Annotated in this window: 24 protein-coding genes; 9 read left to right on the top strand and 15 right to left on the bottom strand. The window is 68.7% G+C overall.

What is annotated here, in order from left to right; all coding sequences use genetic code 11:
* Positions 1-38 precede the first annotated feature (38 nt).
* The 4 genes from OG300_RS04425 to OG300_RS04410 are packed head-to-tail and all read right to left on the bottom strand — an operon-like array spanning position 39 to position 3902.
* Positions 39-1622: an acyl-CoA synthetase gene (locus OG300_RS04425; RefSeq protein ID WP_405492398.1), complete on the bottom strand. Its 1584-nt coding sequence runs from the start codon at positions 1620-1622 to the stop codon at positions 39-41.
* Positions 1623-1656: 34 nt separating this feature from the next.
* On the bottom strand, positions 1657-2151 hold the full coding sequence (locus tag OG300_RS04420) for a gamma-glutamylcyclotransferase family protein (RefSeq protein WP_405492396.1): 495 nt from the start codon (positions 2149-2151) through the stop codon (positions 1657-1659).
* Complete coding sequence (locus OG300_RS04415; protein WP_405492394.1) at positions 2148-2924, bottom strand: MBL fold metallo-hydrolase; 777 nt, start codon at positions 2922-2924, stop codon at positions 2148-2150. The genes OG300_RS04420 and OG300_RS04415 overlap by 4 nt, the downstream gene beginning before the upstream one ends.
* 12 nt (positions 2925-2936) lie before the next feature.
* Positions 2937-3902, bottom strand: a complete 966-nt coding sequence (locus OG300_RS04410) for a hydrogen peroxide-inducible genes activator (RefSeq protein ID WP_405492392.1) — start codon at positions 3900-3902, stop codon at positions 2937-2939.
* Positions 3903-4040: 138 nt separating this feature from the next.
* On the opposite strand from OG300_RS04410, the gene OG300_RS04405 reads away from it, so the two are divergent.
* The 4 genes from OG300_RS04405 to OG300_RS04390 all read left to right on the top strand — a co-directional run bounded on the left by OG300_RS04405 (position 4041) and on the right by OG300_RS04390 (position 6799).
* The gene (locus OG300_RS04405; protein ID WP_405492390.1) at positions 4041-4628 is read left to right on the top strand and encodes a peroxiredoxin; all 588 of its coding nucleotides are present in this window, start codon (positions 4041-4043) and stop codon (positions 4626-4628) included.
* An 11-nt stretch (positions 4629-4639) separates the two neighbouring features.
* The gene (locus OG300_RS04400; protein WP_405492388.1) at positions 4640-5179 is read left to right on the top strand and encodes a carboxymuconolactone decarboxylase family protein; all 540 of its coding nucleotides are present in this window, start codon (positions 4640-4642) and stop codon (positions 5177-5179) included.
* 138 nt (positions 5180-5317) lie between these two features.
* Positions 5318-6085 (top strand): HNH endonuclease family protein, encoded by a 768-nt coding sequence (locus tag OG300_RS04395; RefSeq protein ID WP_405492386.1) that lies wholly within the window; start codon positions 5318-5320, stop codon positions 6083-6085.
* A 21-nt stretch (positions 6086-6106) separates the two neighbouring features.
* The gene (locus tag OG300_RS04390) at positions 6107-6799 is read left to right on the top strand and encodes a PhzF family phenazine biosynthesis protein (protein ID WP_405492384.1); all 693 of its coding nucleotides are present in this window, start codon (positions 6107-6109) and stop codon (positions 6797-6799) included.
* 22 nt (positions 6800-6821) lie between these two features.
* Here OG300_RS04390 and OG300_RS04385 read toward each other — a convergent pair whose 3' ends face one another.
* From OG300_RS04385 to OG300_RS04375, 3 genes are all read right to left on the bottom strand, one after another.
* The gene (locus OG300_RS04385; protein WP_405492382.1) at positions 6822-7178 is read right to left on the bottom strand and encodes a VOC family protein; all 357 of its coding nucleotides are present in this window, start codon (positions 7176-7178) and stop codon (positions 6822-6824) included.
* 109 nt (positions 7179-7287) lie between these two features.
* Entirely contained in the window at positions 7288-8514 is a 1227-nt protein-coding gene (locus OG300_RS04380; RefSeq protein WP_405492381.1) for an aspartate aminotransferase family protein, read from the bottom strand.
* 86 nt (positions 8515-8600) lie between these two features.
* The gene (locus tag OG300_RS04375) at positions 8601-9176 is read right to left on the bottom strand and encodes a DUF5134 domain-containing protein (protein ID WP_405492380.1); all 576 of its coding nucleotides are present in this window, start codon (positions 9174-9176) and stop codon (positions 8601-8603) included.
* A gap of 180 nt (positions 9177-9356) precedes the next feature.
* On the opposite strand from OG300_RS04375, the gene OG300_RS04370 reads away from it, so the two are divergent.
* Positions 9357-9539 (top strand): hypothetical protein, encoded by a 183-nt coding sequence (locus OG300_RS04370; RefSeq protein WP_405492378.1) that lies wholly within the window; start codon positions 9357-9359, stop codon positions 9537-9539.
* A gap of 78 nt (positions 9540-9617) precedes the next feature.
* Here OG300_RS04370 and OG300_RS04365 read toward each other — a convergent pair whose 3' ends face one another.
* Both OG300_RS04365 and OG300_RS04360 read right to left on the bottom strand, forming a co-directional pair.
* The gene (locus OG300_RS04365; RefSeq protein ID WP_405498467.1) at positions 9618-10346 is read right to left on the bottom strand and encodes an IclR family transcriptional regulator; all 729 of its coding nucleotides are present in this window, start codon (positions 10344-10346) and stop codon (positions 9618-9620) included.
* A 7-nt stretch (positions 10347-10353) separates the two neighbouring features.
* Positions 10354-11841: an APC family permease gene (locus OG300_RS04360; protein WP_405492376.1), complete on the bottom strand. Its 1488-nt coding sequence runs from the start codon at positions 11839-11841 to the stop codon at positions 10354-10356.
* A gap of 290 nt (positions 11842-12131) precedes the next feature.
* On the opposite strand from OG300_RS04360, the gene OG300_RS04355 reads away from it, so the two are divergent.
* Together OG300_RS04355 and OG300_RS04350 are read left to right on the top strand one after the other, a co-directional pair.
* The gene (locus OG300_RS04355; protein ID WP_405492374.1) at positions 12132-13658 is read left to right on the top strand and encodes an APC family permease; all 1527 of its coding nucleotides are present in this window, start codon (positions 12132-12134) and stop codon (positions 13656-13658) included.
* 28 nt (positions 13659-13686) lie between these two features.
* Complete coding sequence (locus OG300_RS04350) at positions 13687-14145, top strand: GNAT family N-acetyltransferase (protein ID WP_405492372.1); 459 nt, start codon at positions 13687-13689, stop codon at positions 14143-14145.
* Here the strand turns inward: OG300_RS04350 and OG300_RS04345 are convergent.
* The gene (locus OG300_RS04345; RefSeq protein ID WP_405492370.1) at positions 14137-14784 is read right to left on the bottom strand and encodes a Pr6Pr family membrane protein; all 648 of its coding nucleotides are present in this window, start codon (positions 14782-14784) and stop codon (positions 14137-14139) included. The two genes, OG300_RS04350 and OG300_RS04345, sit on opposite strands and share 9 nt — an antisense overlap.
* A 138-nt stretch (positions 14785-14922) precedes the next feature.
* Between OG300_RS04345 and hrpA the strand changes: the two genes are divergently transcribed.
* Positions 14923-19293 (top strand): ATP-dependent RNA helicase HrpA, encoded by a 4371-nt coding sequence (gene hrpA / locus OG300_RS04340; RefSeq protein WP_405492368.1) that lies wholly within the window; start codon positions 14923-14925, stop codon positions 19291-19293.
* A 25-nt stretch (positions 19294-19318) separates the two neighbouring features.
* Here hrpA and nrdR read toward each other — a convergent pair whose 3' ends face one another.
* The 3 genes from nrdR to OG300_RS04325 form a co-directional block, all read right to left on the bottom strand.
* Complete coding sequence (gene nrdR / locus OG300_RS04335; protein WP_405492366.1) at positions 19319-19798, bottom strand: transcriptional regulator NrdR; 480 nt, start codon at positions 19796-19798, stop codon at positions 19319-19321.
* A gap of 96 nt (positions 19799-19894) precedes the next feature.
* Positions 19895-21160, bottom strand: a complete 1266-nt coding sequence (locus tag OG300_RS04330; RefSeq protein WP_405492364.1) for a hypothetical protein — start codon at positions 21158-21160, stop codon at positions 19895-19897.
* Between the two features lie 225 nt (positions 21161-21385).
* Positions 21386-21856 carry a hypothetical protein gene (locus tag OG300_RS04325; protein WP_405492362.1) on the bottom strand — a complete coding sequence of 157 codons (471 nt, stop codon included), beginning with the start codon at positions 21854-21856 and terminating at the stop codon, positions 21386-21388.
* A gap of 314 nt (positions 21857-22170) precedes the next feature.
* Here OG300_RS04325 and lexA point away from each other — a divergent pair, with 314 nt between their 5' ends.
* Positions 22171-22881, top strand: a complete 711-nt coding sequence (gene lexA / locus OG300_RS04320) for a transcriptional repressor LexA (protein ID WP_405498466.1) — start codon at positions 22171-22173, stop codon at positions 22879-22881.
* A gap of 70 nt (positions 22882-22951) precedes the next feature.
* On the opposite strand, the gene OG300_RS04315 is transcribed toward lexA, so the two are convergent.
* The gene (locus tag OG300_RS04315) at positions 22952-23413 is read right to left on the bottom strand and encodes a DUF2231 domain-containing protein (RefSeq protein ID WP_405492360.1); all 462 of its coding nucleotides are present in this window, start codon (positions 23411-23413) and stop codon (positions 22952-22954) included.
* A gap of 129 nt (positions 23414-23542) precedes the next feature.
* Positions 23543-24319: a hypothetical protein gene (locus OG300_RS04310; RefSeq protein WP_405492358.1), complete on the bottom strand. Its 777-nt coding sequence runs from the start codon at positions 24317-24319 to the stop codon at positions 23543-23545.
* Positions 24320-24458: the final 139 nt, after the last annotated feature.

Raw genomic sequence — 24458 nt, 5'->3', positions numbered from 1 at the left:
CTCTAACGAACACCTCCGACAGCCCGGGGATCCGGTGATCAGTCCTCGGTGGCGAGATGGCTGTAGGCCGTGCGTAGTTCGCGCTTGAGGATCTTGCCGCTGGGGTTTTTGGGGAGGGCATCGGTGAAGGCGAGGTATTTGGGCGCTTTGAAACCGGCCAGGCGTTCACGGCAGTGGGCGACGATGTTGTCGTGGTCGAGGGTGATTCCGTTGCGGGGCACCACGATCGCGGTCACCGCTTCGATCCAGTGGGGGTGGGGGATGCCGATCACGGCGGCTTCGGAGATGTCGGGGTGGGTGTAGAGGACTTCTTCCACCTCGCGGCTGGCTACGTTCTCGCCGCCGGTCTTGATCATGTCCTTCTTGCGGTCGACGACGCTGAGGTAACCGTCGGCGTCGAGCACGCCGAGGTCGCCGCTGTGGAACCAGCCGCCGCGGAAGGCTTCCGCCGTTTTGGCGGGGTCGTTCCAGTAGCCGAGCATGGCATGCGGGGAGCGGTGGACGATCTCGCCTACCTCGCCGACGGGGACCGGGACATCGTTGTCGTCGACGACCAGGGTTTCGACGTTGAGGGCCGGGCGGCCTGCGGAACCAGGCTTGGTCAGTTGGTCTTCGGGGGCGAGAACCGTTGCGAGCGGGGCCAGTTCGGTCTGGCCGTAGAAGTTGGTGAGTTGGACGCCGGGTAGTCGGTGGGACAGTTCGTGCAGTACTTCGACGGGCATGATGCTCGCGCCGTAGTAGCCCTTGCGCAGCGACGACAGGTCGAAGGTGTCGAAGTCGGGGTGGCGCAGCAGGGAGACCCAGACCGTGGGCGGGCAGAAGAGTTTGGTGGCGCGTTCGGTTTCGATGGTGCGCAACAGGGTGACCGGGTCGGGGCCGGGCAGCAGGATGCTGGTCGCGCCCAGGTAGAGGTCGGGGGTGAGGAAGCAGTGCAGTTGGGCGCAGTGGTAGAGCGGCAGGGCATGCACCTCGATGTCGTCGGCGGTCATCCGGCCGTCGACGATGGCGCTGGTGTACTGGGCGATCAGGCCGCGGCTGGACATGATCGCGCCCTTGGGGCGGGATTCGGTGCCGGAGGTGTACATGAGCTGAATGGGATCGTCGTCACCGACGGTCACCTCGGGGGCCGAAGCGTCGCAATGGTTTTCCCAGTCGGTGACGTCCTCCCAGCCCACGGCGGGGGTGAGGCCGTTGAGCGGGATCCAGCCGAACAGGCCGATCTCGGTGTCCACCTGTTTGACCGCCGCCTCGGCCGCACCGGCCAGCGCGTCCTCGGTGACCAGCGCGGTCGCCCCGGAATGCTCGAGAAGGTAGGCGACCTCGTCGGCGGTGAGCATGAAGTTGATCGGCACCGAGATCGCACCCAGTCGGGCCAGCGCGAAATACAGCAGCACGAACTCGCGACAGTTGTGGGTGTAGAGGGCCACCCGATCCCCGTGCGCCACACCGCGATCGGCGAGACTGTGCGCGACCCGGTTCACCGCGGCGTCGAGATCGGCGAAGCTCTCGCGCCGCTCCCGCCACACCAGCGCGGTCTTGCCGGGAAGCCGGGCCGCGCTGCGCCGCAGCAGATCTCCGAGCGCCTGCGTGCGCGCCCCGGCCACCAAGCCAACTGCATCCATGCGACCAACATTTACCGCACGGATGTGGCCCGCGTCATACAGTCTCGCTCAGTAGGACCAGATCCCGCCGCCACGCCGCGCATTTCGCCTGGTAGCCGGGAAGTTCGACGGTCACGAACCGGGTCGCGGACCAGGTCTCGGCGAGCACCGGCGCGGTCCAGGCGTAGGTCCACGCGTACAGCTCGCGGTCGCCCGCGTGCACGGAGACCGGGCGCAGCTCGTACTCGTCGTCCTCGAACGCGTCGAGGATCCGCCATTCGTCGGCGGTGAGGCCGCCGAGCAGGAAGCCCTCGGTGACGGTGTCCGGCGCGGTCACCAGACCCGGGTAGTTGCGCCCCGGCAAGGCGGCCGGGCGAGCACCCGCCAGTGTCGCGGGCTCCGAATCCGGTGTGCGCCCGATCAATTCGCCGAGCACCTCGGGGAATCGCAGCGTCCCGTACGCGAACAGCGGCTGACCGTCGCCGGGCACCCGGGTGCGCGCCCACCTGCCACGGCTCGCGGGACGGACTCCGGCAGCAGCGGTGCTCATCGCCCACCCACCCGCGCGTACACATTCGGGTCGTGCGAGTTGATGATCGTCACGTACTCGCCGCGGATCGTCTTCAATTCCCGCAGCCGCCGCTGGTTGTCGCGCAGCGCCTCGCGCACGATGGCCCCGGACTCGTAGAGCTTCCAGCCGAAGGGCGTATGCGGTTGCACCGGATCGATACTCGACTCCTGGATGAACGCGTCACCGGCGTGCAGCAGCCAGCCGTTGCCGTGATCGATCGCGACCCCGGCGTGCCCGCGGGTGTGCCCGGGCAGCGGCACCACCAGGATCTCCGGCGGCAGGCCCGGTAGGTCGCGAACGGCGTCGAACCCGAACCACTTCTCTCCGCCCTCGACCTCGTTGACCATCCATTTCGGCCCGTGCGACCACTGCACCGCGCGGTAGCGCAGCTTCTCCGACAGCGTGGGAGTGGCGGTGGCGGCCCGGAATTCGGGCCCTTGCACGTGCACGGTCGCCTCCGGGAAATCGGCGAGACCGCCGGAGTGATCGAGGTCCAGATGGGTGAGGATGATGTGACGGACATCGCGCGGGTCGTAGCCCAGCGCCTGGATCTGCCGGATCGCGGTCTGCGCCTCGGTCGGTTTCGCACCTATGACGAACCGGCTCGGCCCCACCAGCTTCGCGGGCTGACGCGCACAGTCGAGCCCGAACCCGGTGTCGACGAGCACCAGCCCGTCACGGGTTTCGATGAGCAGACAGTGATCGACCAGGCCGAATCCGAGCGTGCCGCAGTTCAGGTGGTGAATCCGCATAACCCAACCGTTTCAGACACCCTGTGCCGACGCAACCGCGCCCGTCCGGGCCCGCAAAGTGGGCACGCCGCCGTGCGGGCGGCAGTCGCGGATGATCTCGGCGAGCAGTTCGTAGTCCTCGGCGCGAGCGGTGGAGGCGCGGAAGGCGAGACCGAGGGTGCGCACCGGAGCGGGTGAGGCGAAGGTGGCGATTTCCAGCGTGCCGCGCGAGGTTTCGGCCGCGACGGCCATCTCGGGAATCAGGGTGACGCCGAGATCGCCTGCGACACACTGCACCACGGTCGACAGCGAGGCGGCGCGGGTGTCGCCGACGGTGCTGGGTTGCGCGTCGCCGGAGCGGCACAGGTCGAGGGTCTGCTCACGCAGGCAGTGGCCCTCGTCGAGCAGCAGCAGCGGCAGCGCGTCCAGGTTCGCGGCGGTCAGGTCCGCGCGCCCGGCCAGTTCGTGGCCGCCGGGCAGCACCAGCACGAATTCCTCGGCGTACAAAGGGATCTCGATGAGGCTCGCGGCGTCGGCGGGCAGCGCGAGCAGGGCCACGTCGAGGACTCCGGAGCGCAAGCCGTCGAGCAGCCGAGCGGTCTGGTCCTCGATCACGTGTGGAACCAAAGCGGGCACGCGCCTGCGTAGTTCGGGCAGCAGGGTGGGCAGCACGTAGGGGGCGACGGTCGGGATGATGCCGAGTCGCAGGGTGCCGCCGAGGCCCACTCCGGCCGCTGATGCGACAAAACGGTCAGCGGCTTCGAGGGTGGCAATGGCTTGCGGCAGTACCCGTTTCCCGTCGGCGGTGACCAGCACCCGGCGGGTGCTGCGCTCGATCAACTGCAGCCCGAGTCCGTTTTCCAGTGATGCCAGCGCCTGCGATAACGTGGGTTGGCTCACGCCGAGCCGGGTCGCCGCGGTACCGAAGTGCCGATACTCCGCGACTGCTACGAACGCACGCAGCTGTGACAGGGTGGGCTGATAAGTTTGATCAGTCACGCCTATCAGTATAGTGCGACCGATCACGTTTACCTCTCACTGCGGTTTGGGCAAGATCGTTCTCGAATCTCCACTGCTGGAAATCTCTCCACAGCTCGAAGTCTCGACACAATCGACCTGACTACAAGAGGAGCAAGCATGGCCCTGCTGACCATCGGCGACCAGTTCCCCGCCTACAACCTGACGGCAGTCATCGGCGGTGACCTCTCGAAGGTGAACGCTCAGCAGCCCGACGACTACTTCACCCAGATCTCGAGCGACGACTACGCGGGCAAGTGGCGCATCGTGTTCTTCTGGCCCAAGGACTTCACCTTCGTGTGCCCCACCGAGATCGCCGCGTTCGGCAAGCTGAACGAGGAGTTCGCCGACCGTGACGCCCAGGTGCTCGGCGCCTCGGTCGACAACGAGTTCGTGCACTTCCAGTGGCGTGCCCAGCACGACGAGCTCAAGACGCTGCCGTTCCCGATGCTGAGCGACCTCAAGCGCGAACTCGCCAGCGCCACCGGCGTTCTCAATGCCGACGGCGTCGCCGACCGCGCCACCTTCATCGTCGACCCGAACAACGAGATCCAGTTCGTCTCCGTCACCGCGGGTTCCGTCGGCCGAAATGTCGACGAGGTGCTGCGCGTGCTCGACGCCCTGCAGTCCGACGAACTGTGCGCGTGCAACTGGAAGAAGGGCGACCCGACCATCAAGGCCGGCGAGCTCATGACCGCTTCGGTGTAAGGAATTTCGCAGTGACCATCGAGAACCTGAAGAACTCGCTCCCCGAGTACGCGAAGGACCTGAAGCTCAACCTGTCCTCGATCTCGCGCACCACCGTGCTCAACGAGCAGCAGCTCTGGGGCACCCTGCTGGCGTCGGCCGCGGCCACCAAGTCCGCGACCACGCTGCGTGAGATCGCCGAGGAGGCCGCCGACGTGCTGTCGGCCGAGGCGTACGACGCCGCGCTGGGGGCCGCCTCGATCATGGGTATGAACAATGTGTTCTACCGCGGCAAGGCGTTCCTCGAGGGTCGCTACGACGATCTGCGCGCGGGCCTGCGCATGCAGATCATCGGCAATCCCGGTGTGGACAAGGCCGATTTCGAGCTGTGGTCGTTCGCGGTCTCCTCGATCAACGGTTGCCAGCACTGCCTGGAGGCACACGAGCACACGCTGCGCGAGGCGGACGTGTCGCGCGAGGTGATCTTCGAGGCGCTGCGCGCGGCCGCGATCGTGGCCGGCGTCGGCCAGGCCGTGATCTCGACCGAGACCCTGGCCGCGGCCGGAGTCTGAGCGTCCACGCTCCGAGCAGGGGCCGCGCATCCTCGGGTGCGCGGCCCTTCTCGTTGTTCGCCAGTCATTTGCTGCAATCTGATTACCGAACGTGAGCAATGTCCGGCTCGCCCGGAATGCCGACTTAGACTCCCCCGCATGCCACCGCGATCCCGGCTCATCCTCAACAAACAGATGCCGGGCCGACGCCGCAGGCGCGCATTCCTCGCCACCACCGTCATTCTCGCGGTAGTCGCCGCGGGCACGGCGGCGCTGTGGCTCGACCACCGCGAGACCCCGCGCGCGGGCCCGCCACCGGCCGGGGACACCGCGGGTACCCCGCTGCTCGACATCGAGCACGCGCGCTCCGGACTCGACCGGCTCACCATCGCGTGGAACCGCGAGTGGGAGTCCTATCAGCGCAATGCCTTCGGACCCGGCTGGACCGGACGCGGCGGCGAACCCGAACTCACCGACGGCTGCACCGCCCGCGATGCGGTGATGAAGCGCGATCTCACCGAAACCCAACTGGCGAAAAGCAATTCGTGCACAGTACTGGCCGGGACCCTGCACGATCCGTACACCGGCGCGCAACTGCCCTACGACCGCTACCACGCCTCCGAGATCGAGATCGACCACGTGGTGGCGCTCGGCGACGCCTGGCGCTCGGGCGCCTCGGACTGGGACGCCGACCGCCGCGAACGCTTCGCCAACGATGTCGGCAATCTGCTGGCCGTGCAGAAGCAGGCCAATCAGGACAAGGGCTCGAGGACCCCGGACCAGTGGAAGCCGCGGCAGAGCTATCAGTGCGACTACGCGCGCCGCTGGGTGAGCGTGAAGGGCCACTGGGGATTGACCGTGCAGCCCACCGAGAAACGCGCGCTCGCGGACATGCTCGCCACCTGTGCCCCTCCCGCGAATCGGTAACTGTAGGTAAGCTCCGGTGCCATGACCGTTCCGGAAAGCGATGCTGCCCAGATCGAAGTCGTCCGCGTGTTCACCGATGCGGCCGGGCGTTTCGGCAACCCCCTCGGCATAGCCCGCGCCGCGGCCGTGCGCGATATCGACCATCAGGCCCTGGCCGCCCGCGCCGGGTACAGCGAGACCGTGGTGGTGGAGGACCCCGCCGAAGGCCGCGTCCGCATGCGCATCTACACGCCCACCCGGGAACTGCCCTTCGCCGGGCACCCCACCGTCGGCACCGCGTGGTGGCTCAACGACCAGGAGCGGCCGGTGAAGATCATCGACGTGCCCGCCGGTCCCGTCGAGGTCACCCTCACCGACGGCCTGACCTGGGCCCGCGCCCGCGCGGAATGGGCGCCCACCTTCGAATTCCACGAGTTCGCCGATCCGGCCGAGATCGCCACCCTCGACGCCGCCGACTTCCCGGACGGCAAGCACTACGTGTGGGCCTGGACCAACGAGGTCCGCGGCGCAGTGCGCGCGCGAATGTTCGCCCCCGCCTTGGGAGTTCCCGAGGACGAGGCCACCGGCGCGGCCGCCATCGCGCTGACCGCCCTGCTCACCCGCGGCCTCAACATCACCCAGGGCCAGGGCTCGCAGATCTTCACCGAATGGGATTCCGACGGGTGGGCCCGCGTCGGCGGCCGGGTCGCCGCCGACCACCCCGTGGTGATCTGACGGTCCCCGGCGAACTCCGGTCCTAGGTGAGGCGCTGACCGCAGGCGAGTCGGTGCCCACCCGGGATGCGGACCACGAAATCCCTTAGCCCCCAGGGATGTTCGGTCAATTCGACCGCGATCTCCGCACCCTGCCGCACGCAGTCCGCATGCAGCGCGTCGACGTCGTCGACGCCGAGGTATCCGGCGGTCGTCTCGTTGACGGCCGGATTGGGGGTGCGCACGATGCCCAGTCCGACGGCGTCCCGGCGTACCAGCGCCAATCCCATCTCCGGTTCGAGCATCTCGACCGTGAACCCCAGCACATCGCGCAGGAAATCAACGGTCGGTGCGAGGTCGCTCACCTCGAGATTCGCCCGATAGCTCTCGAATTCGGCCATTTCCGCAGCCTACGACCGATTCCAGCGGCATGGAAGCGACGGTGCCCGCCACCCGGACAACCGGATGGCGGGCACCGCTGCGCGCTGTATGCGAGGCCGCTGCGGCGGATCAGCCCAGGGCGGCGGCGAAGCGGGACGCCATATCGGCGACCTGCTCCTCGGTGATGACGAACGACGGGGAGATCTGCAACGCGCCCTGACCGGCGGCGCGGGTCGAAACTCCGTGTGCGCGCAGGGTTTTCACGAACGGCAGCGCCTCGGCCGGATCGGCGAGCTGAACGGCGGCGACCGCGCCCAGGCCACTGCGGACCTCGGAGACGCGGGGGTGGTCGGCCAGCGGGGCGAAGTGCTCGTGCAGCAGGGATTCCAGGTTCTTGCTGGCGTCCAGGAGGTTCTCGCGCTCGAAGATGTCGAGGTTGGCCATGGCCGCCGCGGCCGCACCGGCGTGACCGCCGTAGGTGTAGCCGTGCCGCCACCACACGCCGCCGGAGAAGAACGGCTCGGCCACCCGCGGCGCGATGAAGACCGCACCCATCGGGACGTAGCCGGAGGTGAGGCCCTTGGCGGTGGTCATCAGATCCGGTTCGAGGCCGAAACGCGAAGAGGCGAACCAGGATCCGCCGATGCGACCGAAACCGGTGACGACCTCGTCGGCCACGAACAGGATGTCGTTGTCGCGGCAGATCTGGCGGACCTCGGTCAGGTAGCCCTCCGGCGGCAGGTACACCCCGCCCGCGCCGATGATGGGTTCGGCGAAGAAGGCGGCGATGCGGTCCGCGCCGACCTCCTCGATGAGCGCGGTCAGCGCCTTGGCCTGATCCCACTCGATGGTGTGGGTGTCGGGCATGAAGACACCGGTGTAGCCCTCGCCGTTGACGGGGATGCCGGCCAGCGAGGTGCCGCCGATGTGCATGCCGTGGTAGGCCTTCTGCCGTCCGACGAGGATGGTCTTCTCGGGGCGGCCGACCTCCTGCCAGTAGCGGCGGGCCAGCTTGGCGGCGGTGTCGATGCCGTCGGAGCCGCCGGAGGTGAAGAAGATCTTGCTGCCGGGCACCGGGGCCAGCCCGGCCAGGCGCTCGGCCAGATCGCGGGTGACCGGCGAGGCCAGATCACCGAAGTTGGAGTAGTGCGCGACCTGGGTCAGCTGCGCGGCCACCGCCTCGCCGATCTCGCGGCGACCGTGCCCGACATTGGCGAACCACAGACCGCCGGTGGCGTCGAGGTACCGCGTGCCACCCTCGTCCCAGATGTTGGCGCCCTCACCGCGCGCCACCACGAACGCGCCATCACGTTCCACCGCGCCCATATCGGCGAAGCCATGCCACAGCGAACCCATCCCGCGCACCTCTCATCACCCGATACGGCAGCCTCCGGACAAACCGCCTATACCCGTCCATCTCACCACTACGCGGGCCGGAGCGTTCACCCGGCTACCGCGATCACCAGCATGTAGGCCGTCCCGAGATCCATCACCACGTGCGGCAGCACCGCCATCGCGCCCACCGGGTGCGGCAGCACGTGTCGCACCGCGTGCCGCGACCACGGCACCGTCATCACCAGCGCGTCCACCGCGAACAGGACCGCCAGCGTCAGCGCCGGTCCCGCCGCGGGACCGCCGGGCATCGCCATGCCCGCCATCCGATGCCCGCCCATCGCATACAGCATGGCCGCGGCCGCTGCCACGTGGTAGGCGAAGGCCATCACGTTACCGCCGGCACCCGACTGTCGAATATCACTGCGCCACTGGAGAATCCGGCCACCCAGCACCAGCGCGTACACCACCGTCATCGCGGTCAGCACGCCGCGCACCGCGCGCGGATCCGCCGCCGCCGGGAACACCAGCATGGCCAACATGACCAGGCACATCAGCAGATGCGCCGCATCCGATTCCCGATCCCCCACCGCCCCCAGCCGCCGCACCACGATCACGGCCGCCACACAGAACGCGATCACCGCGACCCATCGCAAACCCTCGGATGCCTGCACGAATACCACCACACCCCACCACCTCTCGCCCCGGCGCCGGTGTCCTGCCTCCATGCTGACATCCCCGCGGCAACCACCGCTCGCCCTTGCACTGCCGAATCCCCGCCCCTGATGACCGATTCCCTGGCCGATTCACAGGTCTCGACAGCCTGAAACGGTTGGCCCCGTACCGACACCGACGAAGGGAACCCGGTGGACGCGGATCGACCCGCCCTACCCACAGATCAGATCGCGGCGCTACGCACCAATCTGAACCTGCTGCGCTACTCGCTCGAGCAGATGACGGAAACCATCAAGGCGCTGGTGCACGAGGTGCGCGCCGCCGAAACCCGGCTCACCACTCTCGAATCCCACCTCGCCCGCCTCGACGGCTGATCGGGCCGAGATCAGGGAGCTCTCACCGTGTACCTCGGGGTGATGCAACACGGTGGGGGCTCCATGATCTCGGCCCGATCAGTACAGCAGCGGGGCCAGGCGGGCGGCACAGGACTGCGCCGGGGCCCGGTGGATCTGTAGCGCGGGCAGTCGCGGGCTGGGGCCGGTGAGGCACAGCGCGCCCTCCAGGCTGCCCAGGGTGTTGTAGACCGGCAGCGCAAGACAGGCCACTCCGGACACCAGTTCGTCTGTGGCCGTGGCGAATCCACTGTCACGGACGCCTTGTAGATCGGCGGCGAGCGCGGCGTGGTCGGTCTTGGTGCGGGCGGTGACCCGGGCCGGATCGGCCACCAGCACTCGCCATTCGGTCCGCGAGGACAGCAGCAGTTTGCCCGCCGCGGAGGCGTGCAGATGGCGGGTGAGTTCGCGCTCGGCGGGAATCGGATGGTCGGGATCCTCGCTGATCACCTGGACGGCGGCGGGCCGGAAATGCATGAGATGCACCGCGAATCGGGTCGAGGCCCGGAACTCGTCGAGCACGGCGGCCGCCGCGGCGGGCACCACCGGGACGCTGATCGCGGCGGCCAGCCCGCGCAGGCGCGCACCCAGCGCGAACCCGCGCAGATCCGCGGTGCGCACCAGATACTCGTCGGCCACCAGCGAATTCAGCAGTCGATAGGTGGTGGCCGGGGCCAGGCCGAGCCGTTCGGCGATCTCCCGCGCGGTGACCCCGACACCGCAGTCCGCGACGGCCTCCAGGATCGCGATGGAATTGGTGACCGTGCTGGGGCGAGCGGAATCCTTCATCACGTGCCTACCGGAACGCCACGTGTCGCAGCAGGTCGGTGCGCTGTGGTTCGTCGTAGATCCCGATGCCGCGCAACCGATCCGGTGCGAACGCCCGCAATCCGATCGTGAACATCCCCGCCGCGGCCATGATGACGGCATAGGCGATCACCACGATCAGGTTGTCGCTGCGGGTCGAGCTCGCGGCCGCCAGCATGAGCGCACCCAGCAGCACCGCCGTCACCGTGCCGAGTATCGAGATGCCCCGACTGGATTCACCGATGCGGCGCAGCAGCGCCGGACTCGCCAGGCACGCGGGCAGATACGACCCGAGATACCCCAGCGCGCTGAGCGTCAGGAAACCCCGGATCCCGTCCTGCGGTTCGGCGTCGGAGAGCAGATACCCGACCGCGCACAGCGCCACCCCGGCCACCGCGATCACCAGAGCCGTTGCGGGCGTGCGGAATCGGGGATGCGCGCGGCCGACCGCACGCGGCGCGATGCCCTCGCGGCCCATGGTGAACAGCACCCGCACCAGCGCGTTGATCGAAGCGACGGTGCAGGCGAAGAACGAGGCGGCCACCCCGAGATCCAGCACCACTCCGAGGAATCGCGAATTGTCCTGCAGCAGCAGATCGGTCACCGGCGTCGAACTCCCGGCCACGCCCGCCGGGGCCGCCGCCAGCGCCACCGCCTGCGCGGACACCGCGATCAGGTAGATCACCGCGGCCGCCACCGGCGTCCACACCACCGTCCGGGGCACCGAGCGAAACGGCCGATACGCCTCCGCCGACAGCGTGGTCGCGCTCTCGAACCCGACGAAGGCGCTGACCGCCACCACCGCGCTCATGGCGAGATTGCCGGTGCCGCCGTGCCATTCGAAGGCGTGCGCCGCGGTGGCCCCGCGCCCGTCGCGGGTCAGCAGGTAGCCCATCAACGCCAGCACCGTCACCACCGACACGCATTCCACCAGCAGCGTCGCTGACGCCGAGAGCCGAATGCCGCGCACCATCAGCAGCAGTGCGGCCAGCGCCGCGACCAGCAGCAGGCCGACGATGGTGACTGTCCCGCCGAAGCCGCTGAGCCCGACCGTCACCGCGACCTGATCCAAATAGGTGCCGACCGCGAGCAATCCGGCCACGCTCACACTCGCGTATCCGACGATCGCCGACCAGCCGACCGGGACCGCCACCGCTGGGCCGAGCCCCTTCGCCACATACGTATAGAGCCCGCCGGTCACCGCCAGCCGCTGCGCCATCGGCCGGATCACCAGTCCCACACCCCAGGCCAGCACGGCCGCGAGCACGAAGGCCAGCACGCTGGCCCCGCCACCGACCGCGCCGATCACGAAAGCCGGTGTCACGACGGCTGTCCCGGACGGCGCTATCGCCGCCACCGACTGGGCGAAGACGGGCACGAACGGCAACTCCCGCCGGGTCAGACCGCGCAACGGCGACCGGTCCGCGACCGGCGGCGGGCTCGGCATCGGGGGCAGGCTCGGCACGGCCGATCTCATCCGCACACACCTTCCTGTCGACCGGACCGCGCCGCCGCGGTGGTTGCCACCGCATCGCTGGACTGCCCGGCACCGCGTCGCTGAATTGTTCGACACAGCGTCGCGGATGCGTATTTCGCTCCGGTAAACGCCGGTAACGGTGTGTTGTCCCGCCTCGAGACAAAGCTCTCGCGCGATTCTCGCCGACGGTCACCGTCGCACGCCGGTCTCCGTTACCGGCCGTCGATAGCGTTCCGCGCCATCGGAACGGCCACACCGTGACCCGAATCGGTTAGTAGAGAGATGGATCCATGACGCAGCAGATCGAACGCTCCACCGCTGCCCCGCCGGACGGCGATGCTCCGGCTTCCTCCGACGGCGTGCATCGCCTCAAAGCCAATGCCATCGGACTGGTCGGCGTGGTGTTCATGGCCATCGCGACCGCGGCACCCATCACGGCCATGACCGGCAATGTGCCGTTCATGATCTCGGCGGGGACCGGGAAGGGGACGCCCGCGGCGTTCCTGATCGCGATGGCGGTGCTGGCGGTGTTCTCGGTCGGGTTCACGACCATGTCCAAGCACATCACCGCGACCGGCGCGTTCTACGGATTCATCTCATTCGGACTCGGCCGCTCGGCCGGGCTGGCGTCCGGGCTGCTGGCGACCTTCGCCTACATGGTGTTCGAGGGGTCGCTGGTCGGGATCTTCTCCAGCTTCGGCACCAATACCGTTGCGGCACAGTTCGGGGTGCACGTGCCGTGGTGGGTGTTCGCGATCGTCATGCTGTCGATCAATGCCATGGGCACCTGGTTCGGGGTCGCGGTGGCGGAGAAGTTCCTGGTGGTGTTGCTGGGCACCGAATGCCTGGTGCTCGCCGTCATGGGCGTCGCGGTGGCACTGCACGGCGGTGGGCCGCACGGGTTCTCGTTCGCACCGCTCAATCCGATCAACGCCTTCGCGGGACCGTCGGCGGGCCTCGGACTGTTCTTCGCGTTCTGGTCGTGGGTGGGCTTCGAGTCGACCGCCATGTACGGCGAGGAATCGCGCGACCCCAAGCGGATCATCCCCAAGGCGACCATGATCGCGGTCATCGGCGTCGGCATCTTCTACGTGCTGGTGTCGTGGATGGCCATGTCCGGCAACGGGATCGAGGAATCCGCGACGCTGGCCGGGTCCGCCGACCCGATGGACGTGTTCTTCCACCCGACCCAGACCTACGTCGGGCACTGGGCCGTCAGCGCCATGCAGTGGCTGATGATGACCGGATCGCTGGCCTGCGGCATGGCTTTTCACAACTGCGCGGCGCGCTACCTGTACGCACTGGGCCGTGAAGGCGTGTTCCCGTTGCTGAAGCGCACCGTCGGGCGCACCCACGCCCGGCACGGCTCACCGCACATCGCGGGACTGGTGCAGTCCGTCGTCGCCATCGCGCTGGTCGCGGGTTTCGGTATCGCGGGCAAGGATCCGTACACCGGCACCTACACGCTGCTCGCCATCCTCGGCACCATGGCCATCCTGGTGGTCCAGGCCACCTGCTCGTTCGCGGTGCTGGCGTACTTCCGGCGCAATCACCCCGAGACCCGGCACTGGTTCCGGACCTTCCTGGCCCCGCTGATCGGCGGGCTCGCCATGATCGGCGTGGTGCTGCTGCTGGTCCTGAACATGGGGACCGCCGCAGGGGACGAATCCGGTTCGCTGGTGCTGAAGGCGACGCCCTGGCTGGTCGCCGCGATCGCGGTCGGCGGCTACGGCTACGCCGAATATCTCAAGCGCCGCAAGCCCGCCCGCTATGCCCTCGTCGGGCGGACCGTGCTGGAGGAAACCCACGAGCGCTGAGCCCCCGTCACCTCGATAGCCTGGTCTTATGCGCATCATGATCGACGATCTGACCGGGTCCGAGGTGATCGGACTGCTCGAAACCCACGTGGCGGAGATGGCGGATCAATCACCCGCCGACAGCATGCACGCGCTGGATGTCGCGGCCCTGCGCAAACCGGAGATCACCTTCTGGTCGGCCTGGGAGGGCACGGAGCTGGCCGGGTGCGTAGCCATCAAGGAACTCGATCCGCTGCACGGGGAGATCAAGTCCATGCGGACCACGGCGAACTGGCGCGGGCGCGGGGTGGCCTCGAAGCTGTTGCGGCACATCCTCGATGAGTCGCGGTCTCGAGGCTACGCGCGGCTGAGCCTCGAGACCGGGTCGTCGGAGTTCTACCTGCCCGCCGTGCGGCTCTACGAGCGCTACGGGTTCGAGCACTGCGGGCCGTTCGCCGATTACGAGGCCGACCCGCACAGCGTGTTCATGACCATGTCGCTACGGTGACTCCGGCTCCGACGGCTCGACCCGCCGCACGAGCGCCCGGCGCGACAGGTCGCCCAGGAACACCACCGCGATCGCCAGCACCACGAACGCCGCGACCAGGAACACCAATCCGACTGCCAGCGAGCCGTACCCCTGGGTGCGCGGGTCGAGGAACGGATAGGGGTACCAGTCCACCACCGGGCCACGGATCAGCGAGTAGATGCCGTAGGCGACGGGATAGACCAGCAGCGCCGCCACCAATCGGACGGTGACGCCCAGCGCCACCGGAACCAGCAACCAGTCCGCGACCATCACCAGCGGCGTCACCCGGTGCAGGGTGTCGTTGGTCCACGGATACGGGATGCCGACATTGAGACCCTGCAGCAGCAGCGCGTAGACCACGCCGGTGATCAGGATGTAGAGGGTGGCCGCGCAGCGGATGAGCTGCCAGCGCCGCCCCTGCGGATCTCGCAGCGCGATCCCGAGCAGCACCAGGATCACGATGAGGTTGGACTGAATGGTGAAGTAGCTGAAGAAGTTGGCGACCGAGCCGGGCGGGGCCAGGTGGGTCACCGTCCACACCGTCGCCGCGATATCCAGCACCGCCACCGCGAGCAACAGCAATCGACCCCAGAGCGGATGTACCGCAACCTCGTCCATCGCCCGATGGTCGCACGCCGGAACCCGGCAATGCGGACGATACGCCGAGACGAGCACACTTCCGGCAATTCTGGTGGGCGGTCGCCGGACACCGCGCCGACCGGCCCCGATCAGCGCTTCGCTATCGTTGACGGTGCAATGACCAGGACCGCCGCCACCTCTCGCGAGCTTCGTTCCCGCCTGGCCGAGCTTTCGATCCGCGACGAATATCGCCTACGTCGCCGACTCGACAAGGCCCGCGGCACCGATCTCACCGACATCGAATCCGACATCGACGCCGCGCAGCGCCGGGTCGAGACCCGCCGCGCCGCGCTGCCGGTCATCACCTTCCCAGAGCAGCTGCCGGTCTCCGCGCGCCGCGAGGACATCGCCAAGGCCATCGCCGAGAACCAGGTGGTGATCGTGGCCGGCGAGACCGGCTCCGGCAAGACCACCCAGATCCCCAAGATCTGCCTGGAGCTCGGCCGCGGCATCCGCGGCACCATCGGGCACACCCAGCCGCGGCGACTGGCCGCGCGCACGGTGGCCGAGCGCATCGCCGAGGAACTCGGGACCGAACTGGGTGACGTCGTCGGCTACACGGTGCGATTCACCGATCAGGCCTCCGATCGCACCCTGGTCAAGCTGATGACCGACGGCATCCTGCTCGCCGAGATCCAGCGCGATCGACTGCTGCGCCGCTACGACACGATCATCATCGACGAGGCGCACGAGCGCAGCCTCAATATCGACTTCCTGCTCGGGTATCTGAAGCAGCTGCTGCCGCGGCGACCGGACCTCAAGATCATCATCACCTCGGCGACCATCGACCCCGAACTGTTCGCCCGGCACTTCAGCGACGAGAAGGGCGCTCCCGCACCGATCGTCGAGGTGTCGGGCCGGTCGTTCCCGGTCGAGGTCCGCTATCGCCCACTGTCGCTGGAACTTCCGGTCACCTCCGATGATCCCGACGATGACGACACCGAGATCGTCGACCGCGACCCCACCGACGCCATCGGCGACGCGGTGCGCGAACTGCTCGCCGAGGGCGACGGCGACATCCTGGTCTTCCTGTCCGGTGAACGCGAGATCCGCGACACCGCCGACTCACTGCGCGACATGCGGTTGCCGCGCACCGAGATCCTGCCGCTGTACGCGCGGCTCTCGGCGGCCGAGCAGCACAAGGTGTTCGAGGCGCACACCGGCCGACGCGTGGTGCTGGCCACCAACGTCGCCGAGACCTCGCTGACCGTGCCCGGCATCCGCTACGTCATCGACCCCGGCACCGCGCGCATCTCGCGCTACTCGCTGCGCACCAAGGTGCAGCGGCTGCCGATCGAATCCATCTCGCAGGCCTCGGCCCGCCAGCGGTCGGGCCGCTGCGGCCGTGTCGCGGACGGCATCGCGATCCGCCTCTACTCCGAGGACGACTTCGAATCCCGGCCGCAGTTCACCGAACCGGAGATCCTGCGCACCAACCTGGCCGCCGTCATCCTGCAGATGACGGCGCTCGGGCTCGGTGACATCGAAGGCTTCCCGTTCGTCGAGGCCCCCGACAATCGCGCCATCCGCGACGGCATCGCACTACTCGAGGAACTCGGCGCACTCGGCCGGGGCGAGGCCGAAAAGGCCGCCGACACTCCGGATTCCGGCCTGGTGCTCACCGCGATCGGCCGCGAGATGGCGCAGATCCCGGTCGACCCGCGGATGGCCCGCATGCTCGCGGAAGCCAATCGCGGCGGCTGCCTGGCCGAGGTCCTGATCATCGTCGCCGCCCTCTCCATCCAGGACGTGCGCGAACGCCCCGTCGACCATCAGCAGGCCGCCGACACCAAGCACGCCCGCTTCACCATCGAGGGCTCGGACTTCCTGTCCTACCTGCGCCTGTGGGACTACCTGCGCGAGCAGCGAACCGCCCTGTCCTCCAACCAGTTCCGCCGCATGTGCCGCGACGAGTTCCTGCACTACCTGCGCATCCGCGAATGGCAGGACCTGCACGGCCAACTCCGCACCATCACCCGCGGCCTCGGCTGGACTGCCGAGGGCACCGACGCCCAATTCGACCGCACCGCGACCGATGCCGGTGCAGCCGCCCGCGACGGTGGCAGCACTCGCCGCGGAAGGGGTTCCCGCCGTGGCGATTCCACCGGGGAAACCGGTCGCGGCGGAGATCCGAGCGACGCTTCGAATTCGGGGCGCGGCAGCAGCTCCGGTACGGGACAGGCGGATCGGCAGCGCGGTGGAGCGGGACGTGGAGGCGAGGTATCGCAACGCGATGTCGATTCCACGCGCAGCGATCGGTCCGGCCGTGGCGGTTCGTCGTCTGGCGGGCAGACCGGGCGTGGGGGCGAAACATCCCAGCGCGGTGCCGAATCCGGACGTGGCAACGGCTCCGGGCGTGGCGCGATGGCGGAGGCGTTGGCTGCCAAGGTCGGGGACGACGATTCGCTGCCCTGGGATGTGATGGGTGTTCATCAGGCGTTGCTGTCGGGGATGCTGTCGCATATCGGGGTGCGGGAGGCGGAGACTCGGGAGTTCCTCGGGGCGCGCAATGCGAAGTTCATGATCTTCCCGGGGTCGTCGCTGGCCAAGAAGCCGCCGCGGTGGGTGATGGCGGCCGAGTTGGTGGAGACGTCGCGGCTGTGGGGGCGGACCGCGGCGCGGATCGAACCGGAGTGGGCCGAGCGGCTGGCCGGGGATCTGGTGAAGCGCACCTACTCAGAGCCGCACTGGTCGGCCAAGCGCGGGGCGGCGGCCGCGTACGAGCGGGTGACGCTGTACGGGTTGCCGCTGGTGACGCAGCGGCGGGTGGACTTCGGGCGCATCGATCCGGAGCTGTCGCGGGAACTGTTCATCCGGCACGCGCTGGTGCAGGGCGAATGGCAGACCAAGCACGAGTTCTTCGCACGCAATCGCGAATTGCTCGACGACGTCGCCGATCTGGAGCATCGGGCGCGGCGACGCGACATCCTCGTCGACGATCAGGTGCTGTTCGACTTCTACGATCAGCGCCTACCCGCCGACATCGTGTCGGTGCGGCACTTCGACAGCTGGTGGCGCAAGACCCAGCGCCAGGATCCGGCGCTGCTGGACTTCAGCGCCTCCACCGTGGTGAACGACGATGCGGCACTGCTGGATCCGACCTCCTACCCGGACAGCTGGCGGCAGGGCGAACTGACCTTCCCGCTCACCTACCAGTTCGAGCCCGGCCAGGCCGACGACGGTGTGACCGCACACATCCCGATCGCGCAGCTGGCGCACGTCCGGTCGGTCGGCTTCGACTGGCTGGTGCCCGGCATGCGCGAGGAACTGGCCGCCGCCTACATCAAGACGCTGCCGAAACAGTTGCGCCGCACCGTGGTTCCGGCCCCGGACTTCGCGCGGGCCGCACTGGAGCGGCTCACCCCGCGCGCCGAACCACTGCGCACCGCACTGGCTCGCGAACTGTCGCAGCTGGGTTCGGTCACCATCGCCGCCGCCCACCTGGACCCGGCGGGCCTGCCCGAGCACCTGCGCATGACCTTCGCCGCCACCGACCCCGCGGGCGCGATCGTGGCCCGCAGCAAGAGCCTCGCCGACCTGAAATCCCGTTTGGCCGAGCAGGTCTCGAAGTCGGTGGCGCGCGCCAACAACGCCGCCGAACGCGCGCCCGCCGCCGTCTGGACCTCGGAATCGCTGGGCACCCTGCCGAATTCGGTGAAACGTCAGGTCAGCGGGCAGACCATCACCGGATATCCGGCGCTGGTCGCCGAATCCGGCGGGGTGGCCGTGCGCGTGCTCAGCTCCCCCACCGAACAGGCCGCCGCCATGCGCGCGGGCACCCGCGCCCTGCTGCTGGGCGCGATCACCACCAATACCCGTGCGGTCACCGCGGGCCTGCCGCCCACCGATCGGCTTGCGCTGAGCCAGAATCCGTACGGCTCCCTCGACGCGCTCGTCGAGGACTGCCGCGCCTGTGCCGCCGACGAACTGATCGCCGCCAACGGCGGACCGGTCCGTGATCCGGCGAAGTTCAAGGCGCTGGTGGAGCGGGTGCGCCCGCAATTCACCACGGCCGTCGCGAATATCGTGCGCTCGGTGGTGCCGGTGCTCGCGGAGGCGCATCGGGTCCGCGCCGCGCTGGCCGAATCCCGGGACGCCGACGCCGCCGACGATGTCGCGCACCAGCTTCGCGATCTTGTGTTCCCCGGCTTCATCTCCGAGTGGGGCAGCACCCGATTGCGGGAGGTGCCACGCTATCTCGAAGCCGCCCACGTACGCCTGGAGGCGCTACCGGCCGCAGCGAACCGGGACCGCGCGGGCATGGCCGAACTCGACCGCGTGCACGCGGCCTACGACCGGCTGGTCGCCAACCTGCCCGAGGGCCGTCGCGGCAGCCGGGAGGTCGTCGAAATCTGGTGGATGATCGAGGAATTGCGGGTCAGCCTGTTCGCGCAGCAGCTCGGCACGCCGTATCCGATCTCGGCCAAACGCATCGAGAAGGCCATCGACACCGCCCGGCGGCCACCGCAGCAGCAGCCGCAGCGCTGAGCACCGGCGCGGAGTGCGGGTCGATCTATTCGGCGACGATGGCGCCCACGGCGTGGTCGGCGCGGTGCTGACGCAGGTCGGCGATCTCGCGTTCGAAATCCTCTGCCGAGCTGAAGGATCGGTACACCGAGGCGAAACGCAGGTACGCCACCTCGTCGAGATCGCGCAGCGGACCCAGAATGGCCAGCCCCACCTCGTGACTGGGCACCTCGGGGGAACCCTTGGCGCGCACCGCATCCTCGACCTGCTGGGCGAGCAGCATCAGCGCGTCCGAGTCGACCTCGCGGCCCTGACAGGCGCGGCTGACGCCACGGATCACCTTCTCGCGACTGAACGGCTCGGTGACGCCGCTGCGTTTGACCACCGACAGGATCGCGTTCTCGACCGTGGTGAACCGTCGGCCACACTCCGGGCAGGCACGCCGCCTTCTGATGGCGGTGCCTTCCTCGGCTTCACGCGAGTCGACCACCCTCGAATCGGGATGACGACAGTACGGGCAATGCATCCGGGATCCTTCGTCGATGCTCTGGGCTCCACAGCAACCTCGAGGATACCCGGACGTACTCGCCCGACGGCGTCCGCCCGGTTCACCGGGCCGCAATCAGGTGGTCAGCTGCCATTGCGAGGTCATGTCGGCGAGCAGATCCGGCAGTCGGCGCAGCAGCCGTCCGGACGCCAGCATGTCCGAGAACGGTTCCGCGAGAACGGGTCTGGCGACGGCCGGGTTCGCGCACAGTTCCAGATAGCGCGGCAGCAGGTCGTGGGTGATGTAGTTCCAGCGGGTGTCGCGGTCGGCCCAGTCGAAGTCGGGCAGCGGGGCGCGCAGCGACATGGCGCCCGCGGTGAGGGTGGTGGGCGCGAACACCCCGGGTGCGAGCACGCCGGGCACGGCCGCCTTGCCCGCGATGGTGCTCACATAGGTCAGCACCCGGCCCATCACGCCCCGGCCCTGCGCGGTGGCGTCCCACTGGTCGGCGATGATCTGGTTCTGCTCGCGGTCGGTCATCCGCAGGGCGGCGTCGTTCAGGTCGCCGGGCGTGGCGGCGGCGATCTCCCGCCAGGCGGTGATGGCGTTGTCGTCGAGCACCCCGGCCCGGTACATCTCCTCGACCCCGGCCAGGCCCGCGGCGGCGTACGCCTCGTGCATGGGCACCTGGTCGATGAAGATGTGCTTCTGCATGATCATCAGCCGGGTCTGGTACCAGGCCAGGTCGTCGGCGGTGAGGCGTTCGCCCTCGGTGCCCAGCAGCCGGATGTCCGACGGCAGCACCGCGAGCAGGTCCGGTGGGGTGCCGCGCAGCAGATCGGCGACGGTGTCCCCGACCTGATGGATGCCCGGCACGCTGACGATGGAGCTGACGTCGCTCATATCGAAGAAGCCCGAGGCGAACGAGCCACCGGCCAGGCCGGCCAGACCGGTCCAGTAGAAGTCCGGGTGAGCGTTGTTGAGCCGCAGGTAGTTCACGTACACCTGGGTGAAGGTGCGGCTGTTGGCCGCGACACCCCGGGCCGGATCCCAGGCCGAGAGGTCGATATCGGCGTTGCGGGTGGACAGCGTCAGCCAGTACTGGTGCAGCAGGGTGGCGTAGTGGCGTGGCTCGACGCCGTCGGCGCGCGCCGCGTCCAGGGCCGTGCGCAGGACGTCCGGATCCAGGGGCAGGTCCGGGTTGAGCCCACCGCCGCCGGAGCCGTCGCCGTTGACCGACGGCAGGTCGAGGTATGCGGCATAGGCGGATTCGGCGTGCGCGGCGGGGAGCACCGGCGTCGCGACGAGCAGATAGCCGAGCAGTCCGGCCGCCGCGGCCAGGCCGCGTAACCTCGGCGCTCGCTGTCGTGCGTGTGCGGTTCCACCACTGCCGTGCGCCATTGCGCCCCCTGTTGCGTTGCGCGCCGGTCGTTTTCGCCCGGCTGTTGCCTCTGTCACATTCAGCGGCACAGTAACAACAGGTTTCAGTTTTCAATCTGCATTTGCGGCCACACCGGTGGCCGTGGATCCCTATTGCGCAATCCGGCTACCTGATGGCAACCGAGCCAGCGCCGCAAGAGCTACCGCCGCAGCGTCGTGACAGCCATCGACCTTGCCGCGAGCGGCCTAGCGGATCGGAACACCGGCCGGTGCCAGCTGCGGGACATGCTGCACCGACGAGGACGGCGGGGTCGGCGAATCGAAGTCGCCGGAACGCAATTGGGCCAGGGCGATCAAACCGGTGACGGCGAGCGCGCTCATCAGCGCGGTGACCGCCAGTGCGGCGAGACCGGCCTGGGCGCGCTGCATGCGCTGCAGCGGGTGCGCGCCGCGGGCGCGTCCGGGCGCGTGTCGGACGATGACATGGTCGCGGCGGGCGCGCTCCCGGGATACGGGCTGCACCCGCGCGCGGCAGGGGCGGCGGTCGGGTACGGAGCGGCGGACCACCGCGGCACCGCGGGTCGCACCCCCGGCGAGGGCGCTCGCGCGCCCCTCGGCGCGCAGGGCGCGGGGAATGCTGTCGAAACCGAGATCAGTTGCGGCAGCGCCGAATTCGCGGCTGGTCAGCGTGTCGAAATCGGTGGTCGTGGTACGCATCGAACAAACCTCCAAGTTGGGCGGACCGGGTGGTGCTGGACGACTGACTCGATCATGTGTTCGAAGAACTGATGTTCGAATTTTTACCACGGCACACCGACAATGTCACTGATTTCCACGACATGCGTCGAACAGATGTTTGATCACGCGGGTCACACGGACTACAGTCGAGACACGAGTTCCCCGGCTACGCCACCGCGTAGGTTCGGGAGCGAATTCCGGTGAGCGACAGCAGTGAACGGAGGACGGCGGCGGTGAGCGAACACGGCGGCGTGGACGGTGGCGGTACAGCGAACGAAGGCGGACCGGTCGGTCTGGCAAACGGCAGCACCCCCTCCGAGACCTCCGGCACCGGTGCCGAACTCACCGCGCGCCAGCGCAGGGTCCTCGAGGTGATCCGCACCTCGGTGTCGGATCGGGGCTATCCACCCAGCATTCGGGAGATCGGTGACGCCGTCGGCCTCACCTCGACCTCCTCGGTTGCCCATCAGCTACGCGCGTTGGAACGCAAGGGCTATCTGCGCCGCGACCCGAATCGTCCACGCGCCGTGGACGTCCGGGGTCTCGACGAGACCGCCCTGCGCGCCACCGCCGGCAGCCCGCGACTGCGTGCGGTGAGCGCCGAGACCGAGGGCTCCGACGAGCACCCGATCCCGACCTACGTGCCGGTGCTGGGCCGGATCGCCGCCGGTGGCCCGATCCTGGCCGAGCAGGCGGTGGAGGATGTCTTCCCGCTGCCGCGCGAACTGGTCGGCGAGGGCGCGCTGTTCCTGTTGAAGGTGGTGGGCCAGTCCATGATCGACGCGGCCATCTGCGACGGCGACTGGGTGGTGGTCCGTCAGCAGAACGTGGCCGAGAACGGTGACATCGTGGCCGCCATGATCGACGGCGAGGCCACCGTGAAGACGTTCAAGCGCACCGGTTCCCAGGTGTGGCTGATGCCGCACAACCCCCTGTTCGAGCCGATCCCGGGTAACGACGCCCAGGTGCTCGGCAAGGTCGTCACGGTCATCCGCAAGATCTGACCGTGCCCGCACTGTCGTGACCCGGTGACCGCCCCGCAGACCGGTCGCCGGGTCACGACAGTCGCATTCGCTAGCTCCCCACCCCGGTCCACACCGCGTGCGCCCCGGAGTCTCCGACCCGGTAGGTCTGCCAGGTGGCGGCGGCCGCGACGGCGATGACCAGGACCGCGAGCAGCACCCGAGGCAGTCGCCCGACCGCTCGCCCGCGCCGCTCCCAGACGTGCAGCCAGCCCAGCAGCAGTGCCGAGATCAGCAGCGGCACAACGAAATACAACATCTGATCGCCGAGCTGCTGATGATGCCGCAGCGCCGGACTCCAGCCGAGCTTGTCGCCGAGCCACTCCCCCGCGTCCGTGGTGACGGGGGTCAGGGCCACCACGATCGCCGACAGTGCCACCGTCAGCCAGATCAACCGGCTACGCGCGGCCTGCCATAGCGCGCACAGCACCGCCAGCACAGCGGTCAACGGGACCAGCACCACGATCGCGTGCACGAGCAGGACATGGGCGGGCAGCCCATTGATAGTCGACATCCAGGCATCCTCTACTGACGTTTTCCCGTCCGGCGGGATTACCTGAACTACGAACTGCCCGTGTCACCGGTTCGACGGTGGGGCGACACGGGGTTTCGGTGCGGTTGTGCGGGATAAGGGCCGGGTGGATCAGTCCTGGTCGACGGAAACCACGATGCGACTGATCAACTGGGTGGGCGCTTCGTCCGCGCGGGTCGCGGGCATCGCCTCGGCCGAGGTGGCCGCCGCGGGCTCGGACGGTGCGGCCGGGACCTCGACCACAGTTGGCGCGACCGCCTCCTGAGCGGGAACGGCCGACAGGTCCGGGGTGGCGGCGACGGCATCGACCAGCGCCGAGACGGGACGCGCGGACGGTGCGGCCGCGGGCTGCTCGCCGGGGGCGAGGGCCGCCAGGCGGCGCGCCCGCAGATCGTCGCTCAGCACGGTGGTGACCTGATCGGGCGCGACCGGCGGCGGGGTGTGGACGATGCGGCGGGTGGGCTCGTCCGCCACGACCGGCGGCGCGGTGGGGACGGCCGCGACTGTGGGTGCGGCAGTGGGCAATCCGGCTCCGGCGAGAAAGCCGAGCACCTCGTACTGCGCGCCGGAGGTCATCACCGCGGAGGCCTTGTCATTGGCGATGAAGCCCTGATTGGCGCCGTAGACGCGGCGCAGCGATTCCAGCCAGCGGTGGTCGAGCACCCGGCAATCGGCCCAGGGGAAATATTCGAGACCGGTGCGGAGATAGAAGCGGTCGCCGATGCGGGCCTGCCGCAGGAGGTCGAGCAACCACGCGTCGACCAGATTCGGGGCGGCGTTGCGGTAGATGCGCGAGTGCGGAGTGAGGGTGCCGGTGGTGAATTCCGTGAACGCCTTCAGCAACTCGCCCGGAAACTCATCGGGTTTCCCGAAACCGAGGACATCCAAACCAAGAAGTTGCTCCGGAAGTTGGGCGGCAATCCTGCGCTCGTCATGCAGTTTGAACTTCCTATTGATGTTCTCAGTGCGCATTTGTCTCCGACTTCCAGTCCTTAATGCCCGAAACCCTAGCATGAACCCGACCGTT

The sequence above is a fragment of the Nocardia sp. NBC_00511 genome, from assembly GCF_045161165.1.
Classification (GTDB): Bacteria; Actinomycetota; Actinomycetes; order Mycobacteriales; family Mycobacteriaceae; genus Nocardia.
This window is presented reverse-complemented; position numbering and strand designations above follow the sequence as displayed.